13 protein-coding genes are annotated in these 16,186 nt (G+C 44.7%); 8 read left to right on the top strand and 5 right to left on the bottom strand.

Translation table 11 applies throughout. The features are described from left to right. Position 1 precedes the first annotated feature (1 nt). The 6 genes from glgP to NBH07_RS17105 all read left to right on the top strand — a co-directional run bounded on the left by glgP (position 2) and on the right by NBH07_RS17105 (position 6,418). Positions 2-2,560 carry an alpha-glucan family phosphorylase gene (gene glgP, locus NBH07_RS17130; protein WP_005654457.1) on the top strand — a complete coding sequence of 853 codons (2,559 nt, stop codon included), beginning with the start codon at positions 2-4 and terminating at the stop codon, positions 2,558-2,560. Between the two features lie 16 nt (positions 2,561-2,576). After that, entirely contained in the window at positions 2,577-3,386 is an 810-nt protein-coding gene (locus tag NBH07_RS17125) for an arginase family protein (RefSeq protein WP_009016897.1), read from the top strand. A gap of 52 nt (positions 3,387-3,438) precedes the next feature. After that, positions 3,439-3,975, top strand: a complete 537-nt coding sequence (locus tag NBH07_RS17120) for a methylglyoxal synthase (RefSeq protein WP_005654459.1) — start codon at positions 3,439-3,441, stop codon at positions 3,973-3,975. A 1,333-nt stretch (positions 3,976-5,308) separates the two neighbouring features. Next, on the top strand, positions 5,309-5,521 hold the full coding sequence (locus NBH07_RS17115) for a hypothetical protein (RefSeq protein WP_005825814.1): 213 nt from the start codon (positions 5,309-5,311) through the stop codon (positions 5,519-5,521). 387 nt (positions 5,522-5,908) lie between these two features. Beyond that, positions 5,909-6,112: a helix-turn-helix domain-containing protein gene (locus NBH07_RS17110; protein WP_009016895.1), complete on the top strand. Its 204-nt coding sequence runs from the start codon at positions 5,909-5,911 to the stop codon at positions 6,110-6,112. A 12-nt stretch (positions 6,113-6,124) separates the two neighbouring features. Continuing rightward, positions 6,125-6,418: a helix-turn-helix domain-containing protein gene (locus NBH07_RS17105; RefSeq protein ID WP_005859453.1), complete on the top strand. Its 294-nt coding sequence runs from the start codon at positions 6,125-6,127 to the stop codon at positions 6,416-6,418. Between the two features lie 64 nt (positions 6,419-6,482). On the opposite strand, the gene NBH07_RS17100 is transcribed toward NBH07_RS17105, so the two are convergent. Both NBH07_RS17100 and NBH07_RS17095 read right to left on the bottom strand, forming a co-directional pair. After that, on the bottom strand, positions 6,483-7,694 hold the full coding sequence (locus NBH07_RS17100; protein WP_008782100.1) for a site-specific integrase: 1,212 nt from the start codon (positions 7,692-7,694) through the stop codon (positions 6,483-6,485). Positions 7,695-7,781: 87 nt separating this feature from the next. After that, complete coding sequence (locus NBH07_RS17095) at positions 7,782-8,951, bottom strand: site-specific integrase (protein ID WP_250833562.1); 1,170 nt, start codon at positions 8,949-8,951, stop codon at positions 7,782-7,784. Between the two features lie 116 nt (positions 8,952-9,067). Between NBH07_RS17095 and NBH07_RS17090 the strand changes: the two genes are divergently transcribed. After that, on the top strand, positions 9,068-9,412 hold the full coding sequence (locus tag NBH07_RS17090; protein ID WP_008777870.1) for a tyrosine-type recombinase/integrase: 345 nt from the start codon (positions 9,068-9,070) through the stop codon (positions 9,410-9,412). A gap of 103 nt (positions 9,413-9,515) precedes the next feature. Here NBH07_RS17090 and NBH07_RS17085 read toward each other — a convergent pair whose 3' ends face one another. Continuing rightward, the gene (locus NBH07_RS17085; RefSeq protein WP_005867552.1) at positions 9,516-9,878 is read right to left on the bottom strand and encodes a PD-(D/E)XK nuclease family transposase; all 363 of its coding nucleotides are present in this window, start codon (positions 9,876-9,878) and stop codon (positions 9,516-9,518) included. A gap of 160 nt (positions 9,879-10,038) precedes the next feature. On the opposite strand from NBH07_RS17085, the gene NBH07_RS17080 reads away from it, so the two are divergent. Further along, the gene (locus NBH07_RS17080) at positions 10,039-11,406 is read left to right on the top strand and encodes a fimbrial protein (RefSeq protein WP_005867551.1); all 1,368 of its coding nucleotides are present in this window, start codon (positions 10,039-10,041) and stop codon (positions 11,404-11,406) included. Between the two features lie 857 nt (positions 11,407-12,263). On the opposite strand, the gene NBH07_RS17075 is transcribed toward NBH07_RS17080, so the two are convergent. Together NBH07_RS17075 and NBH07_RS17070 are read right to left on the bottom strand one after the other, a co-directional pair. Next, entirely contained in the window at positions 12,264-13,625 is a 1,362-nt protein-coding gene (locus tag NBH07_RS17075) for a fimbrial protein (protein WP_229045737.1), read from the bottom strand. Positions 13,626-13,967: 342 nt separating this feature from the next. Then, complete coding sequence (locus NBH07_RS17070; RefSeq protein WP_039848570.1) at positions 13,968-15,869, bottom strand: hybrid sensor histidine kinase/response regulator transcription factor; 1,902 nt, start codon at positions 15,867-15,869, stop codon at positions 13,968-13,970. Positions 15,870-16,186 lie beyond the last annotated feature (317 nt).

Here is a 16,186-nt window from a genome sequence, read left to right as displayed (position 1 = left end):
CATGGAATATTCAAGTTATAATGTAAATACCCCTCAATGGAGGGAGATTACAGTAGGTTCACATCTTCCTGCAGAACTGCGGAAGCTTGCAGAAATCGCACATAATCTCTGGTGGACATGGAATGATGACGTAAAGAAACTGTATTGTGATTTGGACCCGGGACTTTGGAAAGAGGTGGAACAGAATCCGGTATTGTTTCTGGAGCGGATAAATTATGAAAAGCTGGTAGCGCTGGCACATGATGAGAACTTTGTCTATAAAATGGATGCCGTCTATTCCGCCTTCAAAAAATACATCGATGTGGAACCGGACCACCAGCGCCCGTCAATAGCTTATTTCAGCATGGAATACGGCTTGGATGAAGTTCTTAAGATATATTCCGGTGGTTTGGGAATGTTGGCGGGGGATTACCTGAAAGAGGCGTCGGACAGCAATGTGGACCTTTGTGCCATAGGACTTTTGTACCGTTACGGTTATTTTGACCAGTCGCTTTCCATGGACGGCCAGCAGACAGTCAATTATAAAGCGCAGAATTTCGGGCAGCTCCCGATTGAAAAGGTAATGCAACCGGATGGGAAACAACTGGTAATCCACGTCCCCTATGCCGACAGTTTTGTGGTACATGCCAATGTTTGGAAAGCCAGTGTGGGGCGTATCCCCCTTTATCTGCTGGATACGGACAATGAACTCAACAGCGAGTTTGACCGCCCTATCACTCACCATCTGTATGGAGGTGACTGGGAGAATCGGCTAAAACAGGAAATTCTGCTTGGCATAGGCGGGATGATGACGCTGAAAGCTTTGGGTATAACGAAGGATGTATATCACTGTAATGAGGGGCATGCCGCATTGATCAATATCCAGCGGCTTTGTGATTACATAAATGGCGGCTTGAATTTTGGGCAGGCCATGGAGCTGGTACGTGCTTCCTCACTTTATACCGTACATACTCCCGTACCCGCTGGTCATGATTATTTTGACGAAGGGCTTTTCAATAAATATATGAAGGGATATCCTGGCAAGTTGGGTATAACCTGGGATAACCTGATGGATCTCGGGCGTCACAATCCGGGAGACAAGGAGGAACGTTTCTGCATGTCTGTCTTCGCCTGCAAGACCTGCCAGGAGGTAAACGGCGTCAGCAAGTTACATAAATCGGTATCCCAGCAAATGTTTGCGCCGATCTGGAAGGGATACTTCCCGGAAGAGAACCATGTGGGTTATGTAACCAACGGGGTACATCTGCCTACCTGGTGTGCGGCAGAATGGAAAAAGCTTTTCAAGGACAATTTTGATGAGAACTTTTTCTGTGACCAGTCCAATCAGAAAATCTGGGAGGCTGTCTATGGCATCCCAGATGAAGAGATATGGAATACCCGGTTAAAACAGAAAGCAAAATTGCTGGACTATATCAAAAGCAAATGCAGCAAGGACTGGCTCAGGAGTCAGGTTGATCCGGCATTGAGCGTTTCCATTTTTGAGAGATTCAATCCCGATGCCCTTCTAATAGGTTTCGGACGCCGTTTTGCTACATATAAGAGGGCTCATCTTCTGTTCACGGATATAGACCGACTTGCTAGGATCGTGAATAATCCGAAATATCCGGTACAGTTCATCTTTGCAGGCAAAGCCCATCCCAATGACGGTGCCGGGCAGGGACTGATCAAGCAAATCGTGGAAATATCCCGGCGCCCGGAATTTTTAGGTAAAATCATATTCTTGGAGAATTACGACATGGACCTGGCGCGCCATCTTATCTCGGGTGTGGATATCTGGATGAATACCCCTACGCGGTTGGCAGAAGCTTCGGGTACGTCGGGCGAGAAGGCATTGATGAACGGTGTGCTTAATTTCTCCGTGCTGGACGGTTGGTGGTATGAAGGATACCGCAAGGATGCCGGATGGGCACTGACCGATAAAAGTACTTATCAGAATGAACAGTACCAAAACCAGCTGGATGCCGAAGCCATCTATTATTTGTTGGAGCATGACATCCTGCCACTATATTACGAGCATGGGGGGAAGAACTATTCGGAAAACTGGGTCAAGTATATCAAGAACTCAATCGCACAAATCGCTCCCCATTTTACCATGAAAAGACAGTTGGACGACTACTATGACAGGTTCTATAACAAGCTGTCAGAGCATTTCCATATTCTGGCAGCCGACAACTTTGCGAAGGCGAAAATGATGGCTGACTGGAAAGCAAACGTCCGGAGCAGATGGGATGCCATAGAAATCAAATCCATAGAGGCTGGGAATGGGCTGAATGCCACGGTTGAAGCCGGAAAGGAATATGAGGTGACGGTTGTCGTTGATGAGAAAGGCCTGGATGACGCAATCGGAATAGAATCGGTCATTATCAGGCATGAAGGCGGTCAGGATCACATATATGAGGTAATTCCCCTTTCGTCAGTTTCCAAGAATGGGAATTTATATACCTTTAAGGCGACATCCGGCATTTTCAACGCCGGAAGCTTCAAGCAGGCCTTCCGTATGTATCCCAAGAATGCTTTGTTACCTCACCGGCAAGATTTCTGTTATGTACGATGGTTTTAATGAACAGTAAAAGGATATGCAAAAACAACGTATGAGCGGGCAAAATCAAAAAACAGATAAACGGATAGCATGGCCGATCATCATCATGAACTTCACGGGAGTGTATGACTACGAGGCGTTTGCCCGGAACAATAAGTTTATATGGCTGGACTGTCGTCATCTTTATGGTACAGAGGGCTACTGTGACAGGGATGGTACTTTGGCTTTGAAGCGGATGATTGCTGATTATCCGTCGGAGGGAGTCCATTTCATCGATTCAGGCAATTATCATTATTTGACTAAATTCTGGACAGACAAACTCGAAACTCCGTTTTCGCTGATTGTGTTCGACCACCATCCCGATATGCAGCCACCGTTGTTTGACAACATACTTTCTTGCGGAAGTTGGGTAAAGGATATATTGGACCATAACAACAACTGCAAGAAAGTAATTATCGTAGGTGCTTCAGACAAACTGATACAGGCTGTGCCGAAAGGATATGAAAGACAAGTCCGGTTTTACAGTGAAACTACGCTCATGCACGAAGAGGGTTGGCAGGACTTTTCTTCCGGACATATCAACGGGCCGGTTTACATTTCCATAGACAAGGATGTCTTGAATCCGGCTTCGGCAGCAACAAACTGGGATCAAGGTTCTCTCAGCTTATGGGAATTGGAGAAACTGCTGGCTGTTATTCTTCAGAAAGAACAGGTAGTGGGCATTGACATCTGTGGGGAATGCTCCACAACACTCAATCTTTTTGAAGAAAAACGGGAAACCATCATGGATAGCCGGGCAAACAAAGAATTGCTCAGACTTATCCGGTCATCCTCCGGCCTTCAATAGAATTAGTTTTTTCTTGTTATTATAATTTATCATATAAAAATAATTTAGCTTTATGAAAACAATTGTTCGAAGAATTGGGCTTGTTGCACACGATGCAATGAAAAAAGACATGATAGAGTGGGTTCTCTGGAACTCGGAACGTCTGATAGGACATAAATTCTATTGTACGGGTACAACCGGTACACTAATTAAAAAAGCCCTTGAAGAAAAACATCCTGAAATCAAATGGGATATCACAATCCTGAAATCTGGTCCTTTAGGAGGTGACCAGCAAATTGGTTCGCGGATCGTAGAAGGAGAAATAGACTATCTGTTCTTTTTTACAGATCCGATGACACTACAGCCGCACGATACGGATGTGAAAGCATTGACCAGACTGGCTGGAGTTGAAAATATTGTTTTCTGCTGTAACCGTTCGACTGCGGACCACATTATTACGAGTCCTTTATTCACTGACCCAACTTACGAACGTATTCATCCGGATTATACCAATTACACGCAGCGTTTTGAAAACAAGGGAATCATATCTGAAGCAGTGGAGCAAGTGAAAAAGCGGAGGAATAAAAGTGAGAATAACATTTCCAAATGAACTGTAATAAGTAGTAGCATATTTATAAGGCTATCTAAGAAACAAGTTGTTTACATCTTTCAGAACTGGTATCTACTGAATGGTAATCTGCTTCCACCAACCCTTCTGGTTGGTGGAAAGAAACCACTTATAAAATATTTCGCTTCCTTTATGCATCCCAGTCGAAAAAGGACAAGGGCATTGCGGGTGTACATCACTCCTTTCACCTTCTTGTTTAGTCCTTCCAGCAAAGTCTTGCTACCAGTTTTTTCTGGAACTACCTTGTGAAAAATTATGCGAAAATCGCCTTTCTGTGCCCGGATTCATCCGCAGGATCCCATGCCAAAGGGACATGGAACATGCCGGTAGCTTATCCCCCACGACTCCGGAGCATCAGGGGGTAGGGACGGTTTGGCGGCAGGTTGCCGTTAAACCGTACGATTTTCGTTTAACGAAAACACAACTTGCTGTCCGCAGGGGCGGACCATGTTTCTCCAATAATTATTGTGTATCAGACCATTGTGTGGCTATTTTCCTGTGGTTTGTGGGGCTTTTCCATCAGATATTTGCCGGCTGTTCTCCCCATTAAAGGATAGATATATCTCCATGACCATGTGACTTACGCCCATAATTCGGGGATAAGGAGGCGAATATACGGAAAATCTGCCCTTTACATGCCCTATTGTCCATTAATGGATTGCTACTTCTACACTTCTGCAAATGGAGAATAACAGGTAACCGTATACGCCTTATTGTTTTTTCATCGTCTCCATTAATGGATTGATACTTCTACACATCTGTAAATGGAGAATAACAGGTAGCCGTATACGCCTTATTGTTTTTCTTCATCGTCTCCATTAATGGATTGCTACTTCTACACATCCGCAAATGGAGAATGACAGGTAGTCGTGTGTGACTTATGTTTTTTCTTTATAATCTCCATTAATGGATTGATATTTATACACTTCTGCAAATGGAGATTTTGAGATATCTATATCCGGAAGGATGCGTGCTCCCTTCGCTCCCGGCTATCCCTATTTTGATATCCGGCTATATCGCAATTCTGTGATAGCATTATCCGGATAGCGTATCATACGGCTATATACAAATATGGCTACACTATAATTCATGGTTGTGATGGAGATGGCTTTTCCCATCCGGTAACAGACCATGATGCCACGAGGAAAAAAGCGACAGCCGCAGAGAAAAAACGGATGGCAGGAACCATTATGGAATCTGGTAAATAGAAAATCCGGTACATGCGAATTCAGGCGATCATCCCGGATGGTAACCTGTCAAAGAGGCTTTTGAGACATTTGAAATACCGATAATAAAAAAAACGAGATCAGGTATTTTGGCGGATGGCGGCAGGATTGCCGCCTCCGGCCCTTCCGAGTTTGTACGCGTCCTGCGTGAGGGCAGCTGGTTTGACAGCGGGTGCACCGACGGGGAGTACATGGTGAATTTCTCCGGGCGGTACAGGGAACTGCACGGGGTGACGGTGAGGACCGACACGCCGGAGCATTTCATGGACGACCTGAAAAAGTACGGTTACATCAAGGGCTGAACAGTCCGTTCCTTTATTATTACACTCCCTGCCGGTTTGGGGTCGCTTCACTTCCGGTGGGGATTTTTCTTTTTTCATCGCCGTGACGCACCCGTCCTTCAGGTTTTCCAAAGGGGGTCGTGAAAACCGACCGGCTACGGAGTATTTTTCCCGCACCATATGACAAAAACCGACTATCCATGACTATTCCTGCCAGTGTACCGGTCGCGCTTGCCTCTCATGGTTTCTTCCCTTATATTCGCACTGACATTTAAACAAGTTGAAATTATGGAAATATGCTACATCGAGGCCGGTGTCCTTGAGAGGATGCTGGCACGCGCCGAGAACCTGTCCGCACATGTGGACAGATTGTATGAGAGAAACCGCCGTAAGGAACCCGGAGAGTGACTGGACGGCCAGGATGTCTGCCTGCGCCTTGACATCTCGCCGCGTACCCTGCAGACCCTCCGCGATACCGGACGGCTGGCGTTCACCCGCCTCCAGCGCAAGTTCTATTACAAGCCCGAAGACGTGGAGAGGCTGATGACCTACGTCGGCATCAGACGCAAGGAGAAGGCTGTGAGAGAGGGAAGAAAGAACGGAAACCTTTAAAGAGCGGAAGAGATGGAAGGCATTATCGACAAGGAGAACGAACGTGCCCGCAGGTTCTTTGCCCTGCTGGACAACATGGAGAAAAAAGTGGAACGTCTTGCCCGTGACAACCGTCCTCCCTTCAACGGGGAACGGTTCCTGACCGACAGGGAGCTTTCCGGGACGTTGAAGATCAGCCGCAGGTGCCTGCAGGATTACAGGGACCAAGGACGGATTCCCTATATCCAGCTTGGCGGGAAGATCCTGTACAGGCAATCGGACATCGAGAAGCTGCTGGAGGAGAACTATCACGCTGCATTGGTATAATATCGTATTCAAGTTTAAGGATTGCCGCCGGAATTGCATTTACGATTCCGACGGCAATTTTTATTTAGCCTGCGGCTTCCTTGCCGGCCGCAGGCTTTCTTCTTTCCATCAGCCGGTCCATGTCCGAGGATATCTTCCGGTCGGTGACCTGGGCGTAGACCTGCGTGCTGTCGATATTCGTATGGCCCATCATCCTGGCGATGCTCTCTATCGGAATGCCCGCGGTCAGTGTCAGGGTCCCGAACGAATGCCGGGCCATGTGGTAGGACAGGTTCTCTTTCATGCCTAATGCCACACCCATTCCATGTACCTCGTACCAGAGGACATCGCGGACCGGCAGCGGGAATACCGGCCTGTCGTCATCCGTGGTGTTGTAAAGATCCAGTATCTGTCCGGCTATGGGATGCAGCGGGATGAACGCCTCCACGTCCGTTTTGGCGCGGCGGATGCGGATATACCTTCTTCCTTCCGAGGTCGTTCCGATGTGACGGGGATGGAGAGCCCTCGTATCCGCGTAGGCCAGACCGGTCAGCGAGGAGAAGATGAACGTCCTGCGCGCCAGCTCCATCATCGGGTCGGGCAGCGGGGTTTCCATCATCCGCTTCAGTTCACTGCGGCTGATATGCCTTAGTTTAGGCGCTTCTTTCCTCTCGTATGCCACGTCCTCTATCGGGTTGGCACGCAATACTTCCCGGTCCACGGCGATGTAGATGAGCCGGTTGAGCCAGCACAGGCAGTGGTTCACGTGTCCGTTCCTGTGTCCCAGCTCTTTCTTGAGAAAGACCTTGAACGATTCGGCGAACTCTTCGGTGATGTCCGAAAAGGCGATGTCCTTCATCCCGCGGGATTCGATGAACTGCCTGAGGTTAAGCTGCGTGGTCTTCGACTGGCGGTAGGTGGAGGTGGAATTGATCTCCTTGGAGCGGACCCTGAGCCGTTCGCGTTCCACCTCTCCGGCCTGCAGGAGGTATTCCGGCACGGAATTGGCACCGGATACGGTGGTCTTGAGCAGCTCGGCCGTGACCACTCCCTGGTTCCTCAGCAGGTTCCCGTACGCCTCTTCCAGCCGGCCTCGGAAGGCGGTAAGGCGGTTGTTCTCCCTGGCTGTTTTGATTTCACACTTCTTGCTGTCCCAGTCTCCGGGTTTGCAATAGATGCCTGTCGTGACAGCCGATTTCTTTCCGTCAATGCTGATCCGGCAGAGGACGGCGGTCGTGCCGTCCGATTTTACCTTGTTACGGTTGATGTAGAATAAAAGCTTAAATGTACTGCGCATGATAATGATTGTTTAATTGTTTAAGGATTAAAGAATAAGTTTCAAATCGCGGGTTGCCTCGACGAACCTGTCCATGTCCTCGAACAGTCACTTCGGAGTTACACGGGCATATATCTGGGTGGTCTTTATGTTGGAGTGTCCCAGCATTTTGCTGATGGTCTCGATCGGCACTCCCTCCTCGAGCGTGACCAATGAGGCGAAAGAATGCCTTCCCATGTGGTAGACAAGGTCCTGGCTCAGCCCCGCCATCAGGCGCAGGGATTTCATGTTGGCCCTGAGCGTATGGTAGTCCTGCGGCGGGAAGAGGGTGATGCGGGTATCGTCACGATACTTCCCGATCAACGCGAGTGCTTCCGGCAGCAACTTGACGCGTCCGAGGTAGTCGGTCTTCTTCCGCCGGTATTTCAGCCAGAGGCTGCCCTCGTCATCCTGGAAGAGGTTCTCCCGGGTGATGCTTACCGCATCGGCATAGGCGGTGCCGGTGTAACAGGCGAAGAGGAAGAGGTCCCGGGTGATGACATGTGACCTGCGTTTTTCCGGTATCTCCAGATCGCGTAGCTTCTCGAAATTCTCCCGGCTGAGTGCTTTCGGTGTTGTCTCCTTCTGCTTGGGCAGCTTGAAGTGGCAGAAATGGTATTTCTCCGAGTGCCCCTCCTTGTAGGCGATGCGGCAGATCTTTTTCAGGATGGACAGGTAATGGCGCACCGTCTCCATTGCCAGTTTCTTCTTTTCCAGGCAGAAATCCTGATAGTCACGGATGAACTGCTCGTTGAGCTGTCCGAAGGCGAGGTCCGAGACCTTGAATTCCGTTTTGATGAATTCGGCAAGGGTGCGCCGGGTGTACACGTAGGTCGACATTGTCGTCGGTGCACGGTCCACGCCGACACGGGCCTTCATCTCCTCATTGTGCCGGTCGAGAAGTTTGAGCAGGGTCATCTGCATGCCCGCGTTACCCTGGAACATGTCCCTGACCGCGGCGGCATCGAAATCCTTTTTCCTTTCCATGAGGGAATTGAAGGCCGAGTGTACGGCAAGCAGCAGCCTCTCTATTTTTTCATTGGTCTCCACCGCTTCCCGGCTCTTGCCATTCAATCGGCTCTCATGCGCGTTCCATAGCCCGGGGGTACAGGAGAGCTTGCAGCTGAACTGCGCCATCGTGCGGTTGAGGGTGATCCGTCCCATGATCGGGGCCTTGCCGGTCTTGTCCGGCTCGCTCTTTTTCAGGTAGAGCAGCACCTTGAATTTTTCCACTTTCATAACGCTCTTTTTTAGGTTGTAAAAATACTCCTTTGAAAAGCGTCCTTTGGCATGCAAAACATTGATAAACAGTGAATACAAATCTGCTTTGTTCCTATCGGTAAAAATTCGGTTACCTGCCGTTGTTTTCGAAACAGGCGGCTAACAGTCTGGTAACTGAAACGTCGCAATATTTTGTTTTCTTTTGCAGGTCTGTCTGTTCTGCAAATCTTGCAAAATGCTTAATTATAAACGTTTTACGTTTAATTATCGTCATTCTGTTTTTTATTGCATTTCTAAATATTACTTACATGGCCCGCCATACTTTCGCCACTCTTTCACTAGCTCTTGGCATTGACTTGTATACGGTATGTAAATTACTAGGACACAAGAACATCATCTCCACACAAGTATACGCGAAAATCATCGATGCTAGTAAAAGACAGGCAATAGACCGGTTTAATGGGGTGTTAGACGCATGAGACGGATATTACTTCAGATTCGGATGGCACGGATCAAGAAAGATACTTCTCCCCAAGATCCGTGTCATCCGCTATAGTTTCAGTCCGCAACTGGCTTATCAGATCAGAGACTTTGTATTATTTCCAACGAAAGCCCCGTGCATTCGGCGACTAATGAAAGAGCGACACCGGCTTTCTTCATGTTACGAGCGTTACGTAGGGTAGCCAAACGCTCACCTTCTGCTTTACCTTTTGTTTCCGCCTCCTCCACGGCGTACTCCATCGTGGCCTTCCAGTCACGGTAGATCTTCAGATTCTCATCGTACGTCGCACGCTCCTTGGGGGACAAGGCATTCACATTCGCTACGTCGAGCAAGCGTCGGAAGTATGCCTCTTTTTCTTTAAATGGGGACATATCAAATAGATTCATATTCTTCAATACATAAATTGTTTTTTCCAACGGAGTCTCGCCCTGACGGGAGATCATACGGCAAATGTAATAAAAACCTCGATTAAAGAAGTAACGTTGAGGGTAATTAATACTACTGAGTTGTTACTTCCCTTCACACAACAAAAGCCTAATCAACTAAAGAACACCCCCCTATAACCATTCCCCAATAGAACTTAGAAATTTATTATTCGGGACAATGATCGCTTGCGCATTTGCGGCGTGTTCAAACGAGGATGATCCTATCCCTAGCGTGGATCCGACACCTACACCGGAAGCAGGCACCGCTGATCTTACGATTGTGGTGAAAAACTTAACAAAGAGCACACAGACAAAAGCCGGCGAGGATGAGAACGCCAAGGAAGGCGAAGCTAAGATTTACAATTTATTTGTAGCCCTTTATAATGAGGACGGAACATTCTTACAAGTTAGTGATCTTACAGCTAATGAGGATGAAGAGGTTACTGATTCAAACAATGAGATTCAGTTTAAGGGATTAAAGGCTGGTGCTTCTTATCGTGCTTTGGCTTTCGCGAATGTTCCAAAGGATGCTCTTACCGCGACCGCTAACTCTTTTGAGTTGACATCTGCTTACTATGTCTTTTCCGGAGAAGGAGCGAATGGGTTACCTATGAGTAGTGGTATTAGCCCTAAATTCACTCTTGCCGAAGGTGAAAATTATTATGGTTACTCAAACACTACAGGAGGACACAGTATTGAATCTGGAAAACCTTTAGGATTAATTAGAAATGTGGCTCGTGTGGAATTGAATGCCCTTGATTTGGATATGACTAAAGTCAAGGTTGATGGTAGTCAAAAATACAAATCAGGAACGATTAAGTTTGTGCCTAAGGATGTTTTTGTATTACATGGTCGTACAAAAGCTAAGGTGGCAGACCAAAGCCAAAGTAATACAGAGTGGTTCAATCTGCCAGATAAGGTTTGGGGTAATATTGCCGCTACTTATGAAACTGCTGATGGAGATGATTATTATTCCGGGACTAACTCTAGTAACTCATTCGGCCGTTTTGCTGGAACTGTCGATGCTGCTAATTATATAAAGGCATTGAGTACAGCAGAAACAACATATACTCAGAATTGGGAAGATGCTACTATTTCCGGAGATAAAGCAATTACTCTTGCGAACTCTTTATATTTTTATGTGTTGCCTAATAATCAGACAGGAGCGGCCAGAGAACAAGAAGATCCGGAAGAGGAAGATCAAGCTTTCGTCCTGGATAAAACAACTTTGGCATCCGAATTGGTTGTCAGTGGTGAAGTTTATATAAAAGCTATAATGAATGATAACACATCTTGGACATTTGGTAAAGAGGATGCTCCTGTCTTGCGCTATTGGCCGATAAAGATTGGTCTCGATGGATTGGATAGCGAAAACATGTATTACGGTCAGGTACATAGAAACGTGGTTTATCAGATTTCTGCTACTATCGCCGGTAATGGTTATGCAGATCCTACGCAGCCAAAGGATGATCCTACAGCCGACTTGTTTGTTAGGACAATGGTCATGAATTGGGGTACAGCTACTCAAGCTCCTGTTATCGAATAATACTTATTCTTTGAATAATAATCAAAAGGCATTCTCTATCAACAGGGAATGCCTTTTTTGTTATAAATATAATATGTCAATGCCCGTTGGCAAAGTTAGAAAGTCAAAAGTTTTATGTTTAAGAAGTTGTTCTCTCCGGACACGCCCCAGATGCCATTCTATGTGTAAATAATCCAAATCATCTACCATATCTACCATTATTTATGTAATCTTTTGATTGTAAATAATTTATCTTGTGGTGGTAGATAGTGAACATCTACCACTACAAACTTCGATCTACCATCATTAGGTTACCGGAAAGATTAGCACGAACAATTACTACTAACGATAAATAATGTATAACATTCTGTATTTCAATAAATAATAGTTTTTTGCATAGAAAAACAAAAGTTTTGCTATAGAGAAACTTTTGTTTCTTTAGTATGAAATAAAAGTTTCTTCAGTATGAAACCACTAACTTCACCTATTGAAACTCTTATTGGCTTTAATCCCTTTGTCTGTCTCTTATAAAATCGTATAATACTAAATATACGAGTCCGCAAGCTTGGGAAGTGATTTTTTTGCGTTTCCCATTAAAACATGGTAGATGCAGAATGAAAATTGTAGATGTTATTCCATCTGCAACCACTATATAACATATTTATTTACAATAAGTATGAGGTTGAATTGTAGATATTGTAGATATTCTCATGAAATAATATTCCGGCTCTTAGGTTCAAGACATATGGGATCGCCATCATAAGGAAAAGATAGTAAATTTTGTAGTCTCCGGATCAATTTATAACCAGAATTATACATGCAAAAAAGGCACTCCCGATAAAAGGAATGCCTTTTGGACGTTATTCAAAGAATAGATATTATTCGACAACTGAAGATTGATTTGCGCTACCCCAATCAAGAACCTTTGTCTTAACAAACAACTCAACAAAGTCTGTTGGAGGAACAGTAGGATCATCATATCCTCTACCGGCTAAAGTTGCGTCAATACTGTAAATTATATTACGATGGATCTTTCCATCCTTTAAATACTCAGCCGTAGCTGCTGCCATTTCATTCGTCGCAGCAATTTTAATAGGCCAATATGCTGTTTTCTCCGCATAGTTGTATACTGCATCACTTCCGCTCTTTTTAGCATTTTCGAGCTTATAAGTACCTTTAACTACAATTTCAGTTGCAAGATCCTCTGGTTTGAAATTTTCAGCACCATTCATTTCACGAGCAGCCTTAACTTGGGGATTTTCGAACACATAGAATTTAGGGGCGATTTTGATAGTCGCAGACACACCATCTTCAGTTGCGATATTCTGTACCAATGCGGTGGCTGGTAAACTGGCCTTGTATCCTTCAATAATAGAACCTCTCATATTCGTAAACATAGCGTCATCATTCACGAAATCTCCTCTATAACCTGAAGCATAATCTGTAGCATTAGCAGCATAAGTTGCGGACACATTACCCCATACGGTATTGCTAACGACATTCCACCAGCTATTGCCATTACCCATATCTGCTGCATTGGACTTCGTCCGCCCATGCATGATGAATACACATTCTGGTACAATTGTCGCAGTTCCTTCAACGTATTCATCTTTTGTAGCTTTAGTCATGTCTAAACTAAGTCCCGTAAAATCAATGCGTGCTACATTTCTTATCAAGTACAAGGGATCTGCTACAAGAATATGTTCACCTTCTCCCACTGTTTTAGTATATCCATAATAGTTTTTACCTGCTTGTAAAGTGAATGGATCAGACAAACCACTACTCATTGGTAAATAGTTTTCTGCGAATCCGGCTATTGGCATTGTATATACAGGAGACACAAAGTTGTTAATTGTAGTACCAGTCAATGAAATTTTACCCATATTAGCAAATGCGATAGCACGTAATTGCGCACCTTTTGTCAGTTCGGCAAATTGAATCTCATCATTATCCGCAGTAGCGTCCTCAGTGGCAATATCAGAGCTTGAAGCGACAAGCTCTCCAGTTGTAGCATCATAAAGAGCGACTGTTAGGTCTGTAATTTTAGCTTCATTTTCAGTCTGTGTCCCCGCCGCAGCTTTAGTCAAACTTCTAGCCGCATTTTTCACAGAAATAGTCAATGTTGCGTTATTTTCTCCTGTTTGCGGTTGATCCGGTCCTACGATAGGATCATCCTCGTTTGAACACGCCGCAAATGCGCAAGCGATCATTGTCCCGAATAATAAATTTCTAAGTTTCATATACATATAATTTTATGAGTTAATAAATCTTTTATATAAACCTTTCTTTCTCAATTGCTTTTTAAGTTTTCAGTCACATAACAAGAACTCTTTGTTCAAATCTTCCCCATGACCAATCTGTTGTTCGTTGATGACATTGCAAAGGTATTTGGACTATAAAAAAAAGTAAATAGGTGTTACTTTCATAAATAAGAGGTAAAACTATAAATTTTCATTCGGGATATTTTCGGGCTGATTAGCACCGTTGTAAGGCTATCAAAAAGAGGTTGAAAAATATCGTTTCAAAAAACAAATAAAAAATTTTGCCATTCCCCGACGATTATTCGGGAAATGGCAAAACGATTAATTCTTACCCGGCAGATACTGTGAAGGGGTGACGCCGTATTGTTCCGTAAAACGCTTACGGAAAGTGGCGGTATCGTTGAAGCCGACCATTTCCGAAACCTCTTGGATAGAGTATCGCTGCATACTGATCAGCTCGGCGGCTTTCTTCAAACGTACCATACGGGTAAGCTCCAATATACTACTATCCGAGTAGTGTTTTATCTTTCTATATAATGTAGGGAGACTCATGTTTAAAGAATCCGCCAAAATCTTCGCCTCAAAACTAGGGTCATCCAAATGTTTCTCGATCGTTGAGATAACCGCATCCATAAAAAGATTGGAAGGGGAATCATCTTTCTTTACCGTTTTCTCTCCCTCGGGATGCGCACCTACAGGATTCGACGTATAGAAACGTCTCATCTCATCCCTACGTTTCAATAAACTGTTTACCTTACTTCGTAACACCTCTACATCGAATGGCTTGGTTATATAATCATCGGCGCCACATTCAATGCCGGCTATAACATCCTCACTCTCTACCTTTGCGGTTAGCAAGACAACCGGCACTTGCGCTAATTCTGGGATGCCTTTGATCTCACGACAGGTAGCAAGCCCATCTTTAACGGGCATCATCACGTCACATAAAATAAAATCCGGCCGTTCAACTCGCGCGATCTCTACACCCTCCTGGCCATTATGAGCTTCCGAAACATGATACTCACTGGCAAAAACATGACGCAGGAACCAACGGATCTGATCACTGTCATCAATCACCAACATTTTCTTCCCGGTCTCTTTCTTTTTCGGAACAACTTGGATCAACTCGGCGATCTCCTCCTTCTGCATCTCATTCAGCTTTACCAGATCACCATCCGGCTCGATGAATTCCACGGCACGTTCCATATAATGGCTTCTCCCCAAAGGAATCAATATCGTATATTGGGTTCCCGTCTCGTCCTCCGATGAAATTCCTTCGAAAATAGCGCCGGAGGATTCTGTCATATCCACGATCTGTTTCAAACCCAAACGGGTACTTTCGCTTTCTCCTAACCCATCATCTTGGATAGAGAAAGAACAATAAGCCTTACCATTCGAGCGCACCACGGAAATATTGATCGAGATCTTTCCAAAGCGGTAGGTATTTTTTAACGCATTAGATAAAAGTACACGCAAGGCAAACTCCATCTTCCGACGATCTATCCAGACCCAAAGAACAGAGGTTTGGGTATTAATATGAAATTCCACATTATTCATGGCTATCCAGTCCACGAATAAATCACAAATCTGCTTTGTTATACTGATCATGTCATAACGAGCTATCCGAAGATGGTTTGCCACGTCATCTCCATGACGGGTATTTCGCAATTGCTCGATAAGGTCTTGAAGAGCCAAGGTATTACGGTAAGCAGACAATAATTGAGTCGCTTCACTAGAGTCAATATCATTTTTACGTTGCAACAACTCACTCAACGAACCAAGCACAAGCGATAGTGGAGTACGCATTTCATGAATCGTTTCAACAAAAAACGAATTATGGAGCTTTTCCATTTCCTCAAGGCGCTTTTTCAAATCCTCCCGTTCTACCTCATTATCCCTATTCCAATTATCAGTCTCACGGATTTTATTGACCAACATTTGTTGGATCTCCCGATTTTTTACGCTTAACGCATCGACAGACCGAAGAAGCTCATCGTTTCTCGCCATAAGCTCACCACCTTTGGCAATATTCTCTTTCTTCAACCTATACATATAATAACTCAAAAAAGCTATTACACATATGGACACTATCAGTAAAATGATAAAAGGTAGAATTCCTTGAGAGCCCTCCATTGTATCATTGTTCGCAGCAATATAATGAGCTTCAACGAACAAGCCCCAAAATGCCATCATAAATTTCGCTTTAAAACCTTTTGATCTCATATCATTGATTATTAAGATGTTATTTATATAAAACGCCAGTAAAAAACGTTCGTTTAAATCTTGCGTTTTTATCTTCAACTTTTTTGCAGCCTTACAAAGGTCAAAAATTTTATTTAAATTTCAGTTATTCAGTTGGATAAAAATAATAAAAAAATAACATGATTATCAATGAGACTTCATAATTTATGCACATGAAAACGCAAGATTTAAACGAACGTTTTTTACTGTCGTTTTAATAGACGTTAACAACAACTGCATTCCTATCACACAACAGAGGCAAGGCTATCAATAAGGACCAGCGATGATATATTTACCAC

The organism is Parabacteroides sp. B2-S-102 (assembly GCF_023656665.1).
GTDB classification, from domain to species: Bacteria; Bacteroidota; Bacteroidia; order Bacteroidales; family Tannerellaceae; genus Parabacteroides; species Parabacteroides distasonis.
This window is presented reverse-complemented; position numbering and strand designations above follow the sequence as displayed.

Excerpts from the sequence above, each read along its gene's own strand:
- NBH07_RS17120 (WP_005654459.1), top strand. The coding sequence starts at position 3,439 with ATGAAAACAATTGTTCGAAGAATTGGGCTTGTTGCACACGATGCAATG.
- NBH07_RS17095 (WP_250833562.1), bottom strand. The coding sequence starts at position 8,951 with ATGAAAGTGGAAAAATTCAAGGTGCTGCTCTACCTGAAAAAGAGCGAG.
- NBH07_RS17125 (WP_009016897.1), top strand. The coding sequence starts at position 2,577 with ATGCAAAAACAACGTATGAGCGGGCAAAATCAAAAAACAGATAAACGG.
- NBH07_RS17075 (WP_229045737.1), bottom strand. The coding sequence starts at position 13,625 with ATGAAACTTAGAAATTTATTATTCGGGACAATGATCGCTTGCGCATTT.
- NBH07_RS17100 (WP_008782100.1), bottom strand. The coding sequence starts at position 7,694 with ATGCGCAGTACATTTAAGCTTTTATTCTACATCAACCGTAACAAGGTA.
- NBH07_RS17085 (WP_005867552.1), bottom strand. The coding sequence starts at position 9,878 with ATGATCTCCCGTCAGGGCGAGACTCCGTTGGAAAAAACAATTTATGTA.
- NBH07_RS17105 (WP_005859453.1), top strand. The coding sequence starts at position 6,125 with ATGGAAGGCATTATCGACAAGGAGAACGAACGTGCCCGCAGGTTCTTT.
- NBH07_RS17080 (WP_005867551.1), top strand. The coding sequence starts at position 10,039 with ATGATCGCTTGCGCATTTGCGGCGTGTTCAAACGAGGATGATCCTATC.
- glgP (WP_005654457.1), top strand. The coding sequence starts at position 2 with ATGGAATATTCAAGTTATAATGTAAATACCCCTCAATGGAGGGAGATT.
- NBH07_RS17070 (WP_039848570.1), bottom strand. The coding sequence starts at position 15,869 with ATGAGATCAAAAGGTTTTAAAGCGAAATTTATGATGGCATTTTGGGGC.